The sequence below is a fragment of the Rhizobium sp. P2_G9 genome, from assembly GCF_056403475.1.
Genome location: NZ_JBFUFK010000009.1, coordinates 107,904 through 125,756, shown reverse-complemented (window position 1 = coordinate 125,756; position 17,853 = coordinate 107,904). Strand labels below are relative to the sequence as shown.

The 17,853-nt window shown below is 60.3% G+C and carries 9 protein-coding genes and 1 pseudogene; all 10 read right to left on the bottom strand.

Annotation, left to right across the window (positions count from 1 at the left end; genetic code table 11):
• Position 1: 1 nt before the first annotated feature.
• The gene (gene tssC, locus AC1DYF_RS09750; RefSeq protein WP_477876515.1) at positions 2–1,609 is read right to left on the bottom strand and encodes a type VI secretion system contractile sheath large subunit; all 1,608 of its coding nucleotides are present in this window, start codon (positions 1,607–1,609) and stop codon (positions 2–4) included.
• A gap of 55 nt (positions 1,610–1,664) precedes the next feature.
• The gene (gene tssB / locus AC1DYF_RS09745) at positions 1,665–2,177 is read right to left on the bottom strand and encodes a type VI secretion system contractile sheath small subunit (protein ID WP_477876514.1); all 513 of its coding nucleotides are present in this window, start codon (positions 2,175–2,177) and stop codon (positions 1,665–1,667) included.
• Between the two features lie 3,214 nt (positions 2,178–5,391).
• Positions 5,392–6,201: pseudogene (locus tag AC1DYF_RS09740) on the bottom strand (serine/threonine-protein kinase); the annotation flags it as partial.
• Positions 6,191–7,009: a PP2C family protein-serine/threonine phosphatase gene (locus AC1DYF_RS09735; protein WP_477876513.1), complete on the bottom strand. Its 819-nt coding sequence runs from the start codon at positions 7,007–7,009 to the stop codon at positions 6,191–6,193. The pseudogene AC1DYF_RS09740 and the gene AC1DYF_RS09735, both read right to left, overlap by 11 nt.
• A gap of 131 nt (positions 7,010–7,140) precedes the next feature.
• Positions 7,141–7,851 carry a type VI secretion system-associated protein TagF gene (tagF, locus tag AC1DYF_RS09730; protein ID WP_477876512.1) on the bottom strand — a complete coding sequence of 237 codons (711 nt, stop codon included), beginning with the start codon at positions 7,849–7,851 and terminating at the stop codon, positions 7,141–7,143.
• Positions 7,833–11,321 (bottom strand): type VI secretion system membrane subunit TssM, encoded by a 3,489-nt coding sequence (tssM, locus tag AC1DYF_RS09725; protein WP_477876575.1) that lies wholly within the window; start codon positions 11,319–11,321, stop codon positions 7,833–7,835. Before tssM ends, tagF begins: the two co-directional genes overlap by 19 nt.
• Before the next feature lie 163 nt (positions 11,322–11,484).
• The gene (tssL, locus tag AC1DYF_RS09720; protein WP_477876511.1) at positions 11,485–13,011 is read right to left on the bottom strand and encodes a type VI secretion system protein TssL, long form; all 1,527 of its coding nucleotides are present in this window, start codon (positions 13,009–13,011) and stop codon (positions 11,485–11,487) included.
• Positions 13,008–14,339 carry a type VI secretion system baseplate subunit TssK gene (gene tssK, locus AC1DYF_RS09715; protein ID WP_477876510.1) on the bottom strand — a complete coding sequence of 444 codons (1,332 nt, stop codon included), beginning with the start codon at positions 14,337–14,339 and terminating at the stop codon, positions 13,008–13,010. Before tssK ends, tssL begins: the two co-directional genes overlap by 4 nt.
• A 217-nt stretch (positions 14,340–14,556) precedes the next feature.
• Positions 14,557–14,967 (bottom strand): DUF1036 domain-containing protein, encoded by a 411-nt coding sequence (locus AC1DYF_RS09710; protein ID WP_477876509.1) that lies wholly within the window; start codon positions 14,965–14,967, stop codon positions 14,557–14,559.
• Positions 14,968–15,084: 117 nt separating this feature from the next.
• Positions 15,085–17,844 (bottom strand): type VI secretion system ATPase TssH, encoded by a 2,760-nt coding sequence (gene tssH / locus AC1DYF_RS09705; protein ID WP_477876508.1) that lies wholly within the window; start codon positions 17,842–17,844, stop codon positions 15,085–15,087.
• Between the last annotated feature and the right edge of the window lie 9 nt (positions 17,845–17,853).

The following is a 17,853-nucleotide window of genomic DNA, read 5'->3' as shown; positions in this document are numbered from 1 at the left end:
ATCAATCTTGCTTCTTCAGACGCGAAACCAGACTCAGACCCACCTTCATACCCTCGAGCTGGAACTGGGGGCGGAGGTAGATGCGGGTGGAGTAATAGCCGGGATTTTCAAAATCTTCGAAAACCTCGACCTTCGCACCCCGGAGCGGCTTCTTGGCCTTGACCTCCTGGGTGGAGTTGTCCGGATCACCATCGACATAACGGGTGATCCAGGTTTGCAGCCAGCGCTCGAGCTCCACGCGCTCACGCGAACTGCCGATCTTGTCGCGCACCATCGCCTTCAGGTAGTGGGCGAAGCGCGAGCAGGCAAACATGTAGGGAAGGCGCGACGACAGGTTCTGCGACGCCGTATCCTCCTCCGTATCCATCTTCTTCGGCCGGTACACCGACTGGGCGCCGATGAAAGCGGCCTTGTCCGTGTTCTTCCGATGGATGATCGACAGCACGCCGGCGGCCGAGAATTCACCTTCGCGGGAATCGCTGATGGAGATTTCCGTCGGGCATTTCATGTCGAGCGCGCCATCATCGGTCTCGAAGGTCGGCGTCGGCAGATTGATCACCTCGCCGCCGGATTCGACACCGCGGATCTGCACGGTCCAGCCATATTCCTCGAAGGCCTTGTTGATGTTGACGCCCATCGGATAGGCGGCATTCATCCATGAATAGTTACGGACATCGTGGCCCCAGGTCTCTTCTTCGAAATCGAAGCCTTCGGCCTTGACCGACTTGGCGCCGTAAGGAAGACGCGAGATGACGCGCGGCATGCAAAGGCCCAGATAGCGAGAATCCTCGGAGTCGCGCAGCGACCGCCAGCCGGCATATTCGGGGGTTGTGAAGATCTTGCTGACCTCGCGGACGTCGACCATGTCGTCCCAGGTCCCCCAGTTGAACAGCGAGGGATCGGCGCTTGAAATGAACGGGCAATGGGCAGACGCGCCCAGCTTGGCCATGTAGCGCATCACTTCGATATCGGCATAGCCCTTGCCGAAATAGTAATCGCCGATGACGACGCCATAGGGCTCGCCGCCCAGCGTGTCGTATTCCTTTTCGTAGACTTTCTTGTAAAGCGGGCTCTGCTCGAACTGAACGTCCGGATATTTCTTGACGTCCTTGTGTATCTCCTCCTTGGAGATATTCATGACCTTGATCTTCAAGGTCTCGTCCGTGAACGTATTGCCGACCAGGTGATAGAGGCCGCGCCAGGCGCTCTCGATCTTCTGGAATTCCTCGGCATGCATGATCTGGTTGAGTTGATCGGAAAGCTTCTTGTCGATTTCGGTGATCAGGTTCTGGATCGTCCAATCGGCGCGATCGGTGATAATGTCGGAATTCTCCAGCGCCAGATCGCAGAGCGTCTTGATCGCCGCGTCGACATTATCGTTCAGTTCCTTCGCTTCGCGGATCCTTTGCCGCTTCTGCGGGTCTTGCTCCCGTTCGAGCAATTGCTCGACCGCGCCGCGGTCGAGATCGGCGACATTGACCTTCTGGTCATCGACCTTGATGTCGTACCGCTGAAAGCTCTGCAGCAGCGCCTTGGAAAAGTCATCGGCACCCTCGGTCACCGCTTCGGTCCGGGTTGCCTCTACACCTGCATTTGATCCGATTGCCATCTGTGTTGTCCCAGTGGAAATAATCTCAGCCGTCGCGCCTCATTTCGAGGCGCGATCAACCCTCAGCTTCGGTCTTGCCGCTCAGAGCACGCATCATCGTCGTGTCCTTGAGCAGTTTCTGCAATTGGTCTTCGGCATTGCCGCGCATGTAAGTCCGCAAATTCTCCAACTGCTCGCGGGCGGCAAGCAGTGTCGCCAGCGCCGGCACCTGCCGGACGATCTCCGCAGGCTCGAAATCGGCCATGGACTTGAATTGCAGCTCGGTGACGATCTGGCTGCCCTGGCCCGGCTCCGAGGCTTTCGCATCGAGGGTGTTCTTCACCCGCATGCGGATGCCGGGCCGCGTCTTTTCCATGAACTTGTCGAAATTGTCGATGTCGACGGGCACGAAATCACGTTGTGCGACCACCGGCTTCGGCACGGGCGACGCGTTTCCGGAAAGATCGGCCATCACGCCCATGACGAACGGAATCTCGATCAGCTTGTCGCTTTCGCGCGGATTCATATAGGTGATCTGAACGCGCGCCTTGGTGCGGTTCCTCGTCTTAATCTTCCCTGGACCAGCCATCGTAACCCCCTGTCGGCGTTCGTTGTCTATGCTGTATCTAACCAAATAACGGTAATAAAGTCAAACCTCGGAGCCTAGTACATACCCTGCCCTGTTACCCAGGTTACAGTCACAAAAACCTCAAGACCTGTCACAAAATCGAGCATTGCCGCGCAATTTCCTTGCGATCTCCGCATTGTCTCTAGTTTGTCTTCGGAACGACCTTGAAGAATCCGTAAGCATATTGGACACCCCCCGGCTGAAGATTGATTGCTTTAGCAATTGCTGGAACGATATTCTTTGCGAGAGGTGGCTTCCTCGGAAAGTCGACAGCAAGTGGTTTGTCCGATCCGATCAGCAACATGATCTTAAAGGTCTTGACTTTACTCTTTGCTTCCTTGCCGCGGTATTCCAACTCCACATCGTGGCCCGCCTTGTTCCTGACGTCTTTCGAAAGATCGTAGACCTTGCCGTCATTGTCGATCAGATAGGCGGTCATGAACGGCTTGTTGACGCCGCTGACTTGGCTCGACAGCGGATCACCGCTGACGACCTGGTCTGACGGCGTGAGCTGGAGGTCGAGGGCCTCGTTCTGGGCCTGACGCAATTGCTTGAGCAGGTCCGTGACCGCGCATTGACGCGTGTCGATCGGCAAGCCGCGTAGCGCTGGCTCCAGGCCGAATGTGGATGTGAAGGAATCGTTGAGTGAATAAAAGGGCTGACTGTCGGCTGCGACCGCCATGATGCCCGCGGCCGAGGCGACATTGGTCGTCATCCGGGCATAGAAACAATCGCCGCCCACGAAGCTCGCGACCCAGGAGTCGCGCTTAGCCAATCCCTCGTCGACGGCGATTTCCGGATGCTTGATTTCCGTGGTCGGCTCCCCGACGGCAACATCCGTCGACTGGGACTGATCCTCGGGCTTGTTTGCGGAATTATCGGCTGAGTTGTTATTGTCGATATGCGTTTTGGTCTCGTCGGGCAATCCGCTGTCCGCCGTCGTGTCCGATGGCGTTGTCTCGGTGTCTGCGGTCTGGCTGGTCTTGTCCGTATTATCCTGGTCGGCGTTATTGACGGTATTGTCGTTATTGTCGTTTGCGGCCGGCTGTTGATTGTTGTCGGCCGAATTGTCCGACGGATTGGTTTCCGTGTCGGTCGTCTGATTGGTCTTGTCTGTGGCCTGCTCTGTCTGCTGAGTGTCGTTGTCAGGTTTGGAGGTGTTTTCGCCGTTGTCATTTGTGGCCGGCAATTGCTCGCTTTGCGACGTATCCGTCGGCTTCGTTTCCGTATCGGTCGCCTGATGGGTCTTGCTGGTCGCCTCTTCCGTCTGCTGTACGCTGTTGTCGGTCTTGGTGGCACTGTTGTCGTTGGCGGCAGGCAATTGGCTGTCATCCGCCGCGCTGTCAGCCGGCTTCGTTTCCGTCTCGGCGGAGTCAGTGGTCTTGTTTGCGGTCGAATCTGCCTGGTGATCGTCCTGCGGGCTGACCTGGTTTTCGGTGACAGCATCCGACGGCTTTACCGCGTCATGGGTGGTTTCGCCGACATTGTTCGCCGTCACATTCGACGGCGTGGTCTTCACCTCGCCCTCAGAGGGCAACACGTCGCTCGGAAGGCCGATATTGGGCTCGGAGGTATTCGTGTCGTTTGTCGTATCCTCCGTCTTGACCGGATTGGTCACCGTGGCTGCGACATGGGTCTCTGTGGTCTCGTTGTTTTTGCTCTGGTTGTCGACCGTCGCGACCGGCTTCTGAGAGGTCGTGCTCGCCGGTTTGCCCGCGGTCGTGTCGGAAGCAACATGGTCGACCGGTTCGACATGCTTTGTGTTGTTGGCTTCGGCAGATTTGCCGACTGTCGATGGATTTTCCTCCTGGGCGACCTTGTCGTCCTTCTCCGCCACCGCGGTCGTCTGCACCACCGGGTTTTCGACCTTGCCTGACGTCTGATCGAGGTCCTGCTTGGACGTGTCCGACGACAGAGGCTTGGTCACATCAGCAACTGCCTTGTCGTCGGTTGGCAAAGCACTATCGGTCTTCGACTTGGTGGAAGCGTCGCTGGTCTGCTTCTCGGCATTTTCCGTCGGCAGCTTGTTCTGCGCGACCTTGTCCTGATTGTTATCAGGCAATATGCCGCCCGAATTGTCGGCGTTATCGGTCGTGGTGTCGGAAGCGCTGTTATTATTCTGGCTGTCGGCAGTGGCTTCGGCCTTGTGGTCGTCGGATGRGGTTTCCGTCTTCTGAACAGTCACATCGGATTCTTGGCTGTCCGCGATTTTCGGCTTCGCATCGATCTTGGCTGTCTCGTTGGCCGCCAGCGTCGCACCGATCTGAGCCGTGTCGTCAGCCTTGGGTTTTGCCTCAACCTTCGCCGTTTCGACGACGTTAGGCTTAACCTCGACTGTAGTGGCCGAATTATCGACCTTCGGGTTCGCGGCCTCGACCGTGGACTTGGCAACGGTGGTCGTGGTGCTGGCGACCTCCGTGGTCAGAGTGTCATTCTTCTTGCCGGTCTTCTGCTTAACCGGAACATCCTGCGTCGCCTCCGTGATCGCCGGCCGCGTCTTGGTTCGCATCGGCTGTTCCGCGGCAACATGATCCCGCTTTTTTGCCGGCTTGTCGGGTTGCGCGGTAAGGTCGGGCAAATCGCCCTGCACAACCTTGTCGTCGGCCTTCCTGCCAAGCAGGGCGTCGAGCTCCGGCGGCAGGACAACATTTTTCAGCGCACCGGAATAAAACGCCCCGGCTCCGCCGACGGCGAGGACAAGAACGGCGGCGGTGAGTGCATAGGGCCAGACCCTGCCGCGCTTGCGCACCGGCAATGCGGCGGGGGTCCGTGTGGTTATGACCGGCTGCGTTTCCCAGACGATCGGCTTTGCCTCGACCGCCGGCGGTTCGAATTGGGGCGGCATCTCTTCGCGCGGTGGTGTGTCGGCCTGCGCCGGCATCGGGGCGCTAACAACAGGAGGCATCGGGGCGCTGGCAATGATGGTCGCCGCGGCCGGCACCTGTTGCCGTCTTTCAGGCTCGGGAGCCGTCGCCGGTTCGTCGCCCGAACCGGAAACGAGCGTGGTACCGCTKTCCTCGGGCGTCGGCTCTACCGCCGTCGTGGCGGGAACGGTGTCCGGCAGCTTGGTCCAGAAATCATCGGGGTCGTCGACCGGCACTTCAGCACTGCGCTTCAAACTGGCAAGCGGCTCACGGCCGGAAAAATAATTAGCGACATCTGCCATGGTCAGGTGCCGGTTGGCAGGATCCGGCACCAGCATTTCTTCGACGATCGGCCTGAGGTCTGGATCGAGGTTCGAAAGATCGGGGACGCGCTTGCGTTTCTCGATCATCTCGTACTGGGTGCCGTTCATGTCGAGCGGCATGCCTTGCAGCGCATTGATGACGACGAGGCCGAGGCTGTAGACGTCGGAGGAGGCCTCGACATTGCCGCCGAACAGGCCGAACTGCTCGGGCGAGGCGAAATTGGTGCGGCCGGCGAACTCGCCGGCAAGGAATGTCTTTTGGCCCGCCTGTGTCGTCCTGGCGATGCCGAAATCGATAAGCTTGGGATGGGCCACGTCGTTGTTCGACAACAGGATGTTGTCGGGCGATAGATCGCGGTGGACGACGCCTGCCGCATGTGCGGTTTCCAGGCCATCCGCCAGCTTTGCCGTCAGCCTGCGCACTTCGGCGACGCTGAGCGGACCACTCCCCAGCCGCTCGGCCAGCGACATGCCGTGGATATATTCCATGACCAGATAGGGACGGCCGATCGCCTTGTCGATCGTGAAGATCTGGTAGCGCACGATCGACGGATGGTTGAGGCTGCTGAGAACCCTGGCTTCCTTGAAGAACAGGTTCGCATATTTCTCGTCCTTGGCAAATTCGCCCAGCACGATCTTGATCGCCACCGCCTCGTCAGTGGTGACATTGTGCCCGCGGAACACTTCGCCCATGCCGCCGATGGCGATCTTTTCGTCGATTTCGAAAATATCGTTGAGGCGTGTGCCAGGGCCGATCGATGTTCCGGCAGAAGGTCCCGTATGGTTTTCAGTTTCCATTGGGGTTTCCAGCTATCTCCGCGATCTGGGGCAGCGACATGCCCGTGATCGTCGTCGACGACGAATAGAACTGAATGACGTTGACCGTGACATTGTCCGTGCCGCCGCGCGACAGAGCCAAGTCGATCAATTCGCTGCATATATCCTTGGCGCGGCGTCCCGGCATCTTGCCGGCGATCTCATCGTTGCTGACATGCGTGGTCAGGCCGTCGCTGCACAACAAGAATATATCACCGGAGACAATAATACCATCGGTGAAATCCATATAGGGTTCGCTTTCAACGCCGATGGCATGGACGATAACGTTCTTCCTGTAGTAATTCTCCGCATCGGCCGCATCCAGCACGCCGCGGTCAAGCAGCTCCTGCAATTCGGTATGATCGCGGGACAATTGCTGCAGCGCGCCGCTGCGGAAAAGGTAAGCGCGGCTGTCACCCGACCAGAGGCAGCGATAGGCGTTGTCGAAGATCAGAAGCGCCACCACAGTGCTGCCGACCACGCCCTGCCCACGATCCCTGGCGATCTCCTTGATCGTCCAGTTGGCCTGGCGGATGCTGTCCCAGAACATCATGTTGAGGGTCTTAGGATCGGCGGCAGGAGTGAGTTGTTCCAGCTTGCGCACGATCGCTTCACTGGCGAGATCGCCGGCATCGTGGCCGCCCATTCCGTCGGCAACCGCCCAGACGCCGCAAACCGCGTTGGAGAAGCTGCGATCCTCGTTCAATTCCCGGACGCAGCCGACATGTGATTGCGCATAGGAATTCGCCCGCAGTCGGTGATTTGGCCTGCCCATCAGATTTCCGACCATTGGCTCCTCCGTCGATGCAAGTTCGACCTTTATCCCCGATATGTCCAGTCTCGTGCCGGGTTCTCACATTGCGCTTCAAAAGTAAGACGCGCCATCCTCCTCATTTCACGCAACGCAGGACGCGAGATTTTTCAGACGCCTGCTTGAGCTTCCCGAACGATCGCAGTCGGCCCCAGCATTCCCGAAAACACGTGTGGCTCCGGCATTCCCGGCACGACCAGAACCTGGCGCGCCACATGCGCCCCGCCGTCCGTCCACCAGACCGACTGGCGATTTCCGGCAAAAGCGAGATCATGGCGCTGCAGGACCTCGCGGAAGTCGCCGCGGTCCTGCTCGCCCATTTCTATCCTGAGACCGCGCGAGCCCTGCTTGCCTTCGCCCTCAACAATCGCGACCGATGGCGGCTCGGCGACGGATTTCGCAATCTCTGCCGGATCAGGCAGATCGCGGTCAGACAGCGTGGCGAGAAGTGCGGCATGCACTGTGCCGAACCAGCCGTCGATATCGAGGTCCATCCAGAGCGGGTAGCCGAAGCTCTTATCCCCGGGATAGGCAAGCAACAGCAATGGGAAATAGCGGCCGACGCCATCCACCGACGGCATGAATGCGCCCAGGCAATCCACGCCGCTGATTTCACGGCCAAGCCGGAAATTCCAGATCGGCTGGACCAGGAACATTTCCTTCCAGCGCATGCCGAACGCCTCCTTGCTGGTCGCCAGGCCCGCCTGCAGCCATTTCTCCAGCGGCGACAGGATCGATTGCGGCATGCCGACCGAGATGAAGTCGCGCCTGCCGGGATATTTGCCGAACACCCCTATTGGCATCAGAACGACCCCGGACATTTGAATTCCGACAAAGCCGGCAGGTTGAAGGGATTCTTGTCCGTCGACACCTGGACGCCGAAGGCGACCTCACGGCCGCCGAGGACGAAACGCACGTCCATCCCGTGTCCGTTGTCCGAAGCCCGGCCACTGCTCATCAGCCGCATGAACGCCCAGGGGCCGTTTGCAGCAATGTCGCTCTGGCGATCGGGCATTTCGGGGAAGATCGACACGCTGGCGGTCGTGCCCGTCGAATTGGGCCAGACGATATTCATTTCCGGAGTCGGCGTCTGTTTGATTTCGACGGGCTGGCCATTGACCTCGACAATCGCCGAGTCGGCATTGGAGGAGACGCTCTTCGGCCTGACGATCATCGGCTGGCCGGCCTGCGGTGCGTTCGAATAGAAGAAGGCGTCGCGGATGTCGGCCGCCCTCTGGAACTGCAGCAGTGCATCCGGCGCCAGCGCCTGACCGATGCGGGTATCCTGCCGCCAAGTCCATTTAGCGCCGCTGGTATCGGCATATTTCATCAGGTTCTCGGCGAAGAAGCGGTCGATCAGGCCGTTCGGCGCGAACAGCTTGTTGAATTCGCTGAGCGGCACGTCACGCGTGCTCTTGCGGCTGAACGGATATTGGTTGGTGGTCGTCATGCGGCAGACGGCGGTGATCTGGCTCACCAGCTTCTGGTTCAGTTCGGCAATCGTGGTGCCGGCGGAATCACCCTCGAATTCGGAAATTGCGCCCTGCATCATCCGCGACAGCGGCGCCGGCAGCCGCGAGACATTGACCTGCAGATTGCTGATATGGTTCTGCAGGTCGCCCGCCGCCTTGTCGGCCTGGGTCGGCTCCAGCGCATTGGTGAGATCGACATTGATGTCGTAGAGATTGCGGATCAGCGTGTCGATCGGCCGAGCGCCCGCCTGGCCATCGACCAACTGCTGATAGGCCAGGAAATGCGCCTGGACGATCTGCCCGGGCAGCACCGGGCGCGCATTGGTGTCGCCGAGCCGGTTCTGCGACTTGCGCAGCAAGACGTCCAGCGCCGAATGCGTCAGGCCGCTCGTTTTGTCGGCGAGGCGATGGGCGGCGATTTTGCCGATTTCGGAGGTGGTGCTGGAAACATCGTCCGATTTCTTGTCGCCCTTGTCCTTGTCCCGGTCTTCCGTCAGCATGGTCTCGTCGCGGATCGACTGGAAGATGCCGATGACCGGAGAGGTCGCCGCCTGCGCGGCCGTCGCCAGCACGATATATTTGGGCTTGTCCTTGGCAAGGCTCTTCAGCCGGACATTGGCCATCATGCCTTCCCAGGCCGCGATATAGTCGTTGTAATAGTGCTGCAGCACCAGGTCGTCGAGGTTCTGGAATTGCGATTCGACGGCATTCTGCGTCGCATATTTGCCGAGCACCCAGACATCGGCTTCCAGCCGGTCGCGCATCTCGTTGAGCTGGTCGATAAGGAAACTCTGGAAGCCGCTATAGGTATAGAGGCCGTCGATCTGGATATCTTCGAGCGGCGAATTGTCCACCGTCTCGAAAACCACGTCGGCATTGGCATTGCCATGGTCGACGAACCGCCAGGGCGGCAGGTTGCCGGCGATCGCCGCGCTCTTGATCATCGCATAGGCCCGGTCCGCCAGACCCAGGCGGACCAGCGATTTTTGCGCCTTGTCGACCAGGTTTGCATCCAGCTGGACCAATGGATCATGCTTCTTGGACAAAGCCAGCATGTCCTTGAGATATCCTTCCAGCAGTTCCCGACCTTGCCGGTATTGCGGTCCGGGATAGAGGTTGTCCTCCCAGTCCCGGCGCATCCAGTCGAGGACCAGTTCGTCTTCGATCTTGGGCGCCGCACCGCCGAGCATGAGGTAGACCTTCAGCGTCTCGTAGATGGCGCCGGGATCGTCGATATTCTTGTTGAGCAATTGCTCCAGGCGCAGGATCAGGCGTGGCCGGAACGCTCTTTCAAGCGACAGGCGATACGCATCCTCGCTCGCCGATTTGATGCGATCCTCCTGCCCCATGCCGAAGCCGGAAAACCACGAGCGTTGCGCTTCCACATCATCCAGATCGTTGTTGAGCTTGCGCATGACATGCAGTGGCTTGATCGTTTCGAGCGACGGCACGCTGTTGACCGGAGCGACCGACGTCGCCTGGTTGTCGCGGATATGCTGGTATTGGCGTTCGGCCGCTGTGGCGATGTCGACCACCTGCTGGTTCTGTCGATAGGCCATGTACCAAAGCGCTGAAAGCCCGATCGTCGTTACCAGCATGACGGTGATCAGCCCCCAGCGGAAGAAGGCTTCGCGGCGGATCGCCCGCATGTCCTTGGAGACCCAGCCGGCTTCGGGGTAGATGACCTTGGTCAAGAGGTCGTAAAGGAAATAGCTCTTGCCCTTGCCCGACATCTGGGCGGTGCTGGGGCTGGCGAAGCTCGTCTGCATCGCCCCGAGCAGTTGGTCGATCGGCGTGCCTTCCTGCGTGCCCGAGGTCAGGTAGAAACCGCGGAGATTGACATTGGCATGATAGCGGGTGGGTTCGAAGATGGTGGCGAGGAATTGGGCAATCGGGTCGCGGAGATTGGCGATCTGGCTGGGGAAGCCGAAAATGGCGATACGGTCGAGCGCATCCGGCTCGCTCTGCAGGAGGTCGGCCGTCTCCTCTGTCAGCCGCATGACGAGATCGTCGATCTCCGCCGGAACCTGGGAAACCTTGTTCTCGCGGCGCTCCTTGACCTGGAAAGTCGAGCCCCAGACCTGGCGCCGCTTTTCCTCCGAATAGCCGCCAAAGAACTCGTTGAAGCCGACGACCAGGTCGGCCTTGGTGAAAATCGCATAGACCGGGAATTCCACCTTCAGCTGTTCGTAGAGTTCGAGCAGGCGCTTGCGGATCGCTGTCGCATGCTGCTGCAACTCCTCGGCGCTCATCGTCATGATGTCGGTGAGGCTGATGGCGATGATCACGCCGTTGATCGGCTGTTTCGGACGGTTCAGCTTGAGCAGCGACAGGAAATGCAGCCAGCTCTTCTTGTCGGCTTCGACATCGGAATCCTGGGTCGTGTAGCGGCCGGCAGTGTCGATCAGCACCGCCTCTTCGGTGAACCACCAGTCGCAATAGCGGGTGCCGCCGGCGCCGGCCACCGAGGAAATGCCCTTTTCATGCAGCGGGAATTTCAGGCCGGAATTGAGTAGCGCCGTGGTCTTGCCCGCGCCGGGCGGGCCGATGATCACATACCATGGCAGGCTGTAGAGATAGGTCCGTCGTCCGGACGACTTCTTCAACGTGGCAAGCGCCGCCGTCATCCGCTCGGAGAGTTCGACACCGTCACCCGTCACCTCTTCGGCGGCGGCAAGGGCCGCCTCCAGAGCCTTTTCGCGGCGGCGGTGGCGCCACCAGACAATGAAATAGACGAGGGAAAAGATGAACCACAGGCCGGCAATGATCAGCACGCGCGTCCAGAAACCGGCCAGCGGCGCGTAATCGCCAAACGCCAGCAGCGGTCCCGCGAACCAGATCGCCAGGGATAGCAGGACGAGCGCAATGCCCGAAATGATCCAGCGCAGCAGTCTCAGCGTCGTGCCCTTCTCTATGCTCTCTGTTTTGCTTGTTTCGGATCGCTGGCCATGAGGTCAGCGATCTTTTCGCGTCCGCTCCCCGTTAAAGCGACTCCTCCTTGGGGATGGAGATCTCGACTCGCCGGTTGAATTGTTTGCCGGCGGCGGTCTTGTTGTCCGCGATGGGCTGTGTATCGCCCTTGCCGGACACCTGGACCCGTTTGGGATCCTTGAGTTTTGGACCGATCATATCTGCGACCGCCTGGGCGCGTTTGACCGAGAGATCGAAATTCGACTTGAACGGGCTGGTCGGCTTCAGCTTGGTATTGTCCGTATGCCCCTCGATGAAGATGCCGCCGGGCTCCCTGTTGAGCGAAGTCGCGATGCGCTCGGCAAGCTCCTGGAACTGCGGCTTGACGTCGGCGCTACCGGAGTCGAACAGCAGGAGGTTGCTGACCCGGATAACGATCTGCTGGCCGACCGGCTGGACATCGACAAGCTTCTTGGCGATCTCCGGCGCCATGGCCTTGCGGATGCGCTGCAACTGGGTGAGTTCCGATTGAGAGACGATCTTCGGCAGCGGCTTGAACGGCGCCTCGTCCGGCTTCGGCGCCGCGCGGGCGATCATCACCGCATTGCCAGGATGCAGGTTGATCAATGAATTGGCGGAGAGTTCGCCCGCATCGGCGCTGAGATACCGCAGGACGATATAGATTGCCGCGAGCAGCGTGATCAAGAAGGCGGCGATGGCCCAGAGTGGAATGCCGTCGCGGAATTTTCCCAGCTTGAACTGCATGCCCCGCCAACGCGGCGAAAGCTCGACCATGCCCTGCGGCTTGACGTTGCGCAGCGTCTGGTAGACGTCGCGCCGGACGCGTTGCAGTTCGATGTCGCCTCCGGCCATGCTGCGATACTGGCCTTCGAAGCCGAGCGACAGGCAGGCATGGATGAGCTCGAGCAAGTCGTAATAGACCGCCGGATTGTTGGCCAGCCGGCGGACATATTCGAAGAAGCCGGTGCCCGACGTGCGCTCGCCGAAGAACTGCGCCAGCATGCTGTATTGCAGCCAGATATGCTTGTCGCCCGGCAGGTTCTGGACGATGTCGTCGGCCGTGGCGCAGAGCGCATACTTCGCCGTGCGAACCTGTTCCGGATCGATGCCGGCGGAGAGCAGGTTCTTCTCGAACTGCATGATCGTGCCGCTGACATGCCGCATCAGCGGCACGGCGTCCATCTCGATCACCTGCAGCCGCAGACGGCCAAGCAGGGTGAGCAGCGGGGTCGCGGCCTGGGTGATCGGATTGGCGGCCTTGACCTGCTGGCCGATCTTGGAATTGAGCGCCACCTGCAGCGGGATACGCCGGGCCGGCGCCTGGACCTGCGGCTGACGCGACAGCGTCGGATCATCGAAGGCCCAGTCGACACCCGGCGGCTGGCCCATGATGCGCTGCTGGCCGCCTGCACCACCAAAACCGTCGAAGCCGAAAGGCGAATTGCCCTGGTTGTTGGGGAAAGGGCTGCCGGTAAACGGACCGCCGGCGGGGTTGTTGTTGCCCAACGCCGCTCCGCCCGGGCGGGGCCGGATAACGGTCCTCCCATTGTTGGCGAAGGGATCGTCGGAATTGCTCATCTCTGATCGTCCACGATGGCCCACAGATCCAACTGGAGGCCGGGCCAATTACCTGCAAAATGCAGGGCTATTCCGCTCGCAACGCTGAATTCCGGCCACAAAGGGGAATTCTTGTCAAGTTGAAAGTAGACATGGTCGATGATCGTCCGGATCTGCCGGGGCGGCGTCGGCATATGCACGACCGTCAGGCCTGGAAGATTGGTCTGGACCACTTCACGCATCCTGTTGTTCGGCGCGACCTTACACAGTTCGGGAAACTTCAGCTGTATCTGTTGTAACGGCATGCTGGCGGAAACTTCGATAACGAAGCGCGCGTTGCGGAACAGATTCCGGTCGTTGACATTGGCGAGGAAGGCGTTGGCGCGGACTTCCGTCAGGTCGAGGCGGATGGCGCGGCCGATATCGAGGCTCAGCAGGCGCTGGATCACCGTCAGCACCGGTTCCATCACCTCATGCAGGTTGTCGTGATCATAGGCCGGGAATTCCGGCGCGATGCGGGTGTTCGAGAAGGTCGACAATTCCCCGGCAAGCCTGATCAATTCGATATAGAGCTTTTCCGGATGCAGATAGCGGGTCGCACGATAGTGCTTGATGACGTTGACCTCGCGATTGAGCATCTGCAGCATGTAATAATCCAGCGCCTGCAGGCCGCCGCCGGAACTCGGGTCGGCGGCATAGCGGGCCAGCGCTTCGAGCCGCGTTTCCACCCAGCCGATCACCCGGTCCAGCCATCCGCGGGCCACGCCATGGGCGTTGCTGACCAGAAGCGGCGGGCAGATCGTCTCGTCGAACACGATCGTCTTTTCCTTGACTTCGAGGATGCGCGCGATCCGGAGATTGTGATAGCCGGGCTTCGGCTGTTCGCTGATCGTCAATTCGGCACGAGGATGTGCGATCTCGATCTCCTCGTCGATCTGCATATTGGTGGTTGTATCCCGCACCTTCTCCAGCGCCCGCGTGTAGCGGCTGCCGTTGGCGCTGCCGGGCATGTCGATTTCCTGCATGTTGGCGGTGGCGACCGGCATGGTCAGCCAGATATATTTGCGCTCGGCCGCTTCGGGAATGTCGATCGGCAGCGGCTCGGGGCTTACATCAGGCACATCGAAGGGCGTGCCGTCCTGGAAAACGCCGGCGGCGCGGCGCAGGCCGAACTTGCTTTGCTGAATGAGGTCGCGATTGATCTCCAGTTCGGCGAAACCCCAGGGATAGGGCGTGACGCTGCGGACCCGGGTTTCCAGGAGGTGCTCGACATAGCGATCATACTGCTGCAGGTGATGCTGCCGCAGGAACAGACCTTCCGCCCAGACCAGCTTGCTATGCCATGACATCCGCGCACTAATCCTCTGTTACAGGTTGAGAGACAATACTTCAGCAGCCGCACAGGTCAATATCGCCAGCATACAGGATAAACCGCGGAAACTCTTTGTGAATTCTTGTTACCGCCGCCAGCGGGGCATTGTGCCGCGGTCTATCCATTTTCAGCGCCTGAAATCCGTTCAATTTCCGCCAATGCACCTTCCGGTGCTGCGAAGACCTGCCGGTTGATTATTGCGATGAGCGCAAGATAAATGTCCAGCGCTCCTGATCCTTGGTGTCCACTTCGGTGAACGAGGCTTCCTTGTATCCCCGCTGCCAGCAATCCTTCTCACCGTCGATGAGGAATTTTCCCGTAGCGATGCAGGCCGGCAGCCGCCCCTGCAGCACCGGCTTGGAGAACACGTCCTCGACGTAGAGGTAGATATAGCGATCGTCGAGCGGCTTGCGAATGACATCGATGCAACGATTGGCGCCAAGCACCCACCAGCCCTCCGTCTCGAAGTCGTCACCCTCCTGGCGGCCGACCGCGATGTTGAAGACATCGAGCGACTGATTGCAGATCGTGAACTCGGCATGCGCCTCCGACGACAGCAAGAACCAGGCGGCCAGGGCGAGCAGGATCGATGTCAATCTGGTCATGATGGAAGATGCCCGGCAAGGTCAATCACCTCGTCTCCCGAGGCAATCTGACCAACTGCAAACTCGTTTGCGTCGATGGCTATTGCCATCAACTTTCAATATGTCGGCCTGAGCGGGTCATGGCGCGCCGACCGGTTCCTCGACATCAGTCGGCAATGCGTCATCCATCGCTCCGGGTGCAACACTATCGTCCTCATCGGCGGCAGCCGGCTCGCCATCTATGGCGGTCACGTCATAGCGGTAGGTGCCGTCGACGATCGATACATGCATGCGCTCCAGCTTGCCCTTGTCGATGGCGAGCGACAGGATGCGGCGCGACATTTCGGGCAGCAGCGAGTTGGTGACGATATTGTCGATCATGCGGCCGCCCGAATCAATATCCGTGCATTGCGCGACGATATGCTCGACCACCGCATCGTCATAGCTCAGCGCGGCACCGTGATTGTCGCGCATGCGCTTCACCACACGGTCGAGCTGCAGCCGGACGATGTCGCCAAGCCGCTCGCCGGAGAGCGGGTAATAGGGGATGGTGACGATGCGGCCGAGCAGCGCCGGCGGGAAGACCTCCTGCAGGTCGGGGCGGATCGCGACGTTGACTTGCTCGGCATCGGGCCGAGCCTTGCCGCCCTGGGTCATCTGCATGATAAGGTCTGTTCCGACATTCGATGTCAGGATGATCAGCGTGTTCTTGAAATCGATCATCCGGCCGGTGCCGTCTTCCATCTGGCCCTTGTCGAACACCTGGAAGAACAGTTCGTGCACATCAGGATGCGCCTTCTCGATCTCGTCGAGCAGGACGACGCTATAGGGTTTCCTGCGCACAGCCTCGGTCAGGCGGCCGCCCTCGCCATAACCGACATAGCCGGGAGGTGCACCCTTCAGCGTCGAGACGGTATGCGCCTCCTGGAATTCGGACATGTTGATGGTGATGACATTCTGCTCGCCGCCATAGAGCGCTTCGGCGAGCGCGAGCGCCGTCTCCGTCTTGCCGACGCCGGAGGGGCCGCAGAGCATGAAGACGCCGATCGGCTTGTTGGGATTGACGAGTTGCGCGCGAGACGTCTCGATGCGCCGCGAGATCATCTTCAGCGCATGCTCCTGGCCGAGCACGCGGCGATTGAGGATGTCGGGAAGACGCAGGATCGCCTCCATCTCATCCTTGACCATGCGGCCGACCGGAATGCCGGTCCAGTCCGAGACCACGGAGGCGACCGACTGGGAGTCGACATGCGGGTAGAGCATGCGGAATTCGGCCGGGATGGCTTCGAGCTCCGTCATCGCCGCCGCGAGCGATTTTTCGATGTCCGAGACCTCGCCGGCGTCGCCGCCCTCGGCAGCCGCCTTGCGCTTTTCCGCCAGCGACAAGCGAAGCTCCATAATCTTGTCGAGCAGCGCTTTCTCGGACTGCCAGTAGCCTTCGAGTTCCGCGAGCTTGACTTTTGCCTCTTCGATCTGGGTGTTGACGGCGGCAACCCGCGCGGCATTGACCGCGCCGAGATCGGCTTCTTTCTCGAGCAGCGCCTTCTCCTTCTCACGCGCCGTTATGCGGGCGCGCAAATCTTCGATCGCCGCGGGCGTGGTCGCCTGACTGATGGCGACGCGGGCGGAGGCCGTGTCGAGCAGGCTGACCGCCTTGTCCGGCAATTGCCGGGCCGGAATGTAGCGCCGCGACAATTGCACGGCCGAGACGATCGCGTCGTCAGAAATCCTCACCTTATGATGCGCTTCCATCTGGCCAATGATACCGCGCAGCATGTCGCAGCAGCGCTCGATATCGGGTTCACCCACCTGGATCGGCTGGAAACGGCGGGTCAGCGCCGGGTCCTTTTCGAAATACTGGCGATATTCCGACCAGGTCGTAGCGCCGATGGTGCGTAGCGTGCCCCGCGCCAGCGCCGGCTTCAAGAGATTGGCGGCGTCGCCGGTGCCCTGGGCGCCGCCGGCGCCGATCAGTGTATGGGCTTCGTCGATGAAGAGAATGATCGGCGTCGGCGACGACTGGACCTCGTCGATCACGGCGCGAAGCCGCTGCTCGAACTCACCCTTGAGCGACGCGCCGGCCTGCATCAGGCCGATGTCGAGCGCCAGCAGCCGGATGCCCTTGAGATGCGGCGGCACGTCACCGGAATGGATCTTGTGGGCAAAACCTTCCACCACGGCCGTCTTGCCGACGCCGGCCTCGCCGGTGAGGATCGGATTGTTCTGCCGGCGGCGCGACAGGATGTCGATGATCTGGCGGATCTCGTCGTCGCGGCCGACAATGGCATCAATCTTGCCCGAAGCGGCCTGCGCCGTCATGTCGACCGAGAAGCGATCGAGCGCGGAGGTGCCGCGCTTGGGCGGCTCACCAGGTGCGGTGGCCGCTTCCTGCTCGGAATAATCCATCGGCCGCAGATTGTTCTCATCGGAATCGGCCCAGAGCTTCTTATGTTGGTCGACGACCGCGTTCGCATCAAGCATGCCGAGCTTTGGCGACAGGCCGGCGACGACCCGCTGCAAGGTCGGCGTCTTCAACGCCGCCACCAGCAGGTGGCCGGTGCGAATCTGGGTTTCGCCGAACATCAGCGTGGCGAAATGCCAGCCGCGGTCGAGCAATTCGATGATCTGCGGGGAAAAAGCCGGCATTTCCGTTTGGTTGCGGCTCAACCTGTCGGTAGCGGCGGTGAGATCGGCGATGATCTTCGACCGGTCGACCTTGAGGCCATCAAGGGTCGTGGCCAGATCCGAGCGGTCGTTCTGAATCAGGTGCAGCAGGAAATGAGCGAGCTCGATATTCCTGTTGGCCGCAGACCGCGCCTGGCGGAAAGCCTTCATCAATCCGTCGTAACCAGCGGAATTCATCTTGCCGGCGACGGCTTCAACGTTGATATCGGTCATGCGCGCTCC

Coding starts and splice junctions, on each gene's coding strand:
- tssC (WP_477876515.1), bottom strand. CDS start 1,609: ATGGCAATCGGATCAAATGCAGGTGTAGAGGCAACCCGGACCGAAGCG.
- tssB (WP_477876514.1), bottom strand. CDS start 2,177: ATGGCTGGTCCAGGGAAGATTAAGACGAGGAACCGCACCAAGGCGCGC.
- AC1DYF_RS09735 (WP_477876513.1), bottom strand. CDS start 7,009: ATGGTCGGAAATCTGATGGGCAGGCCAAATCACCGACTGCGGGCGAAT.
- tagF (WP_477876512.1), bottom strand. CDS start 7,851: ATGTCCGGGGTCGTTCTGATGCCAATAGGGGTGTTCGGCAAATATCCC.
- tssL (WP_477876511.1), bottom strand. CDS start 13,011: ATGAGCAATTCCGACGATCCCTTCGCCAACAATGGGAGGACCGTTATC.
- tssK (WP_477876510.1), bottom strand. CDS start 14,339: ATGTCATGGCATAGCAAGCTGGTCTGGGCGGAAGGTCTGTTCCTGCGG.
- AC1DYF_RS09710 (WP_477876509.1), bottom strand. CDS start 14,967: ATGACCAGATTGACATCGATCCTGCTCGCCCTGGCCGCCTGGTTCTTG.
- tssH (WP_477876508.1), bottom strand. CDS start 17,844: ATGACCGATATCAACGTTGAAGCCGTCGCCGGCAAGATGAATTCCGCT.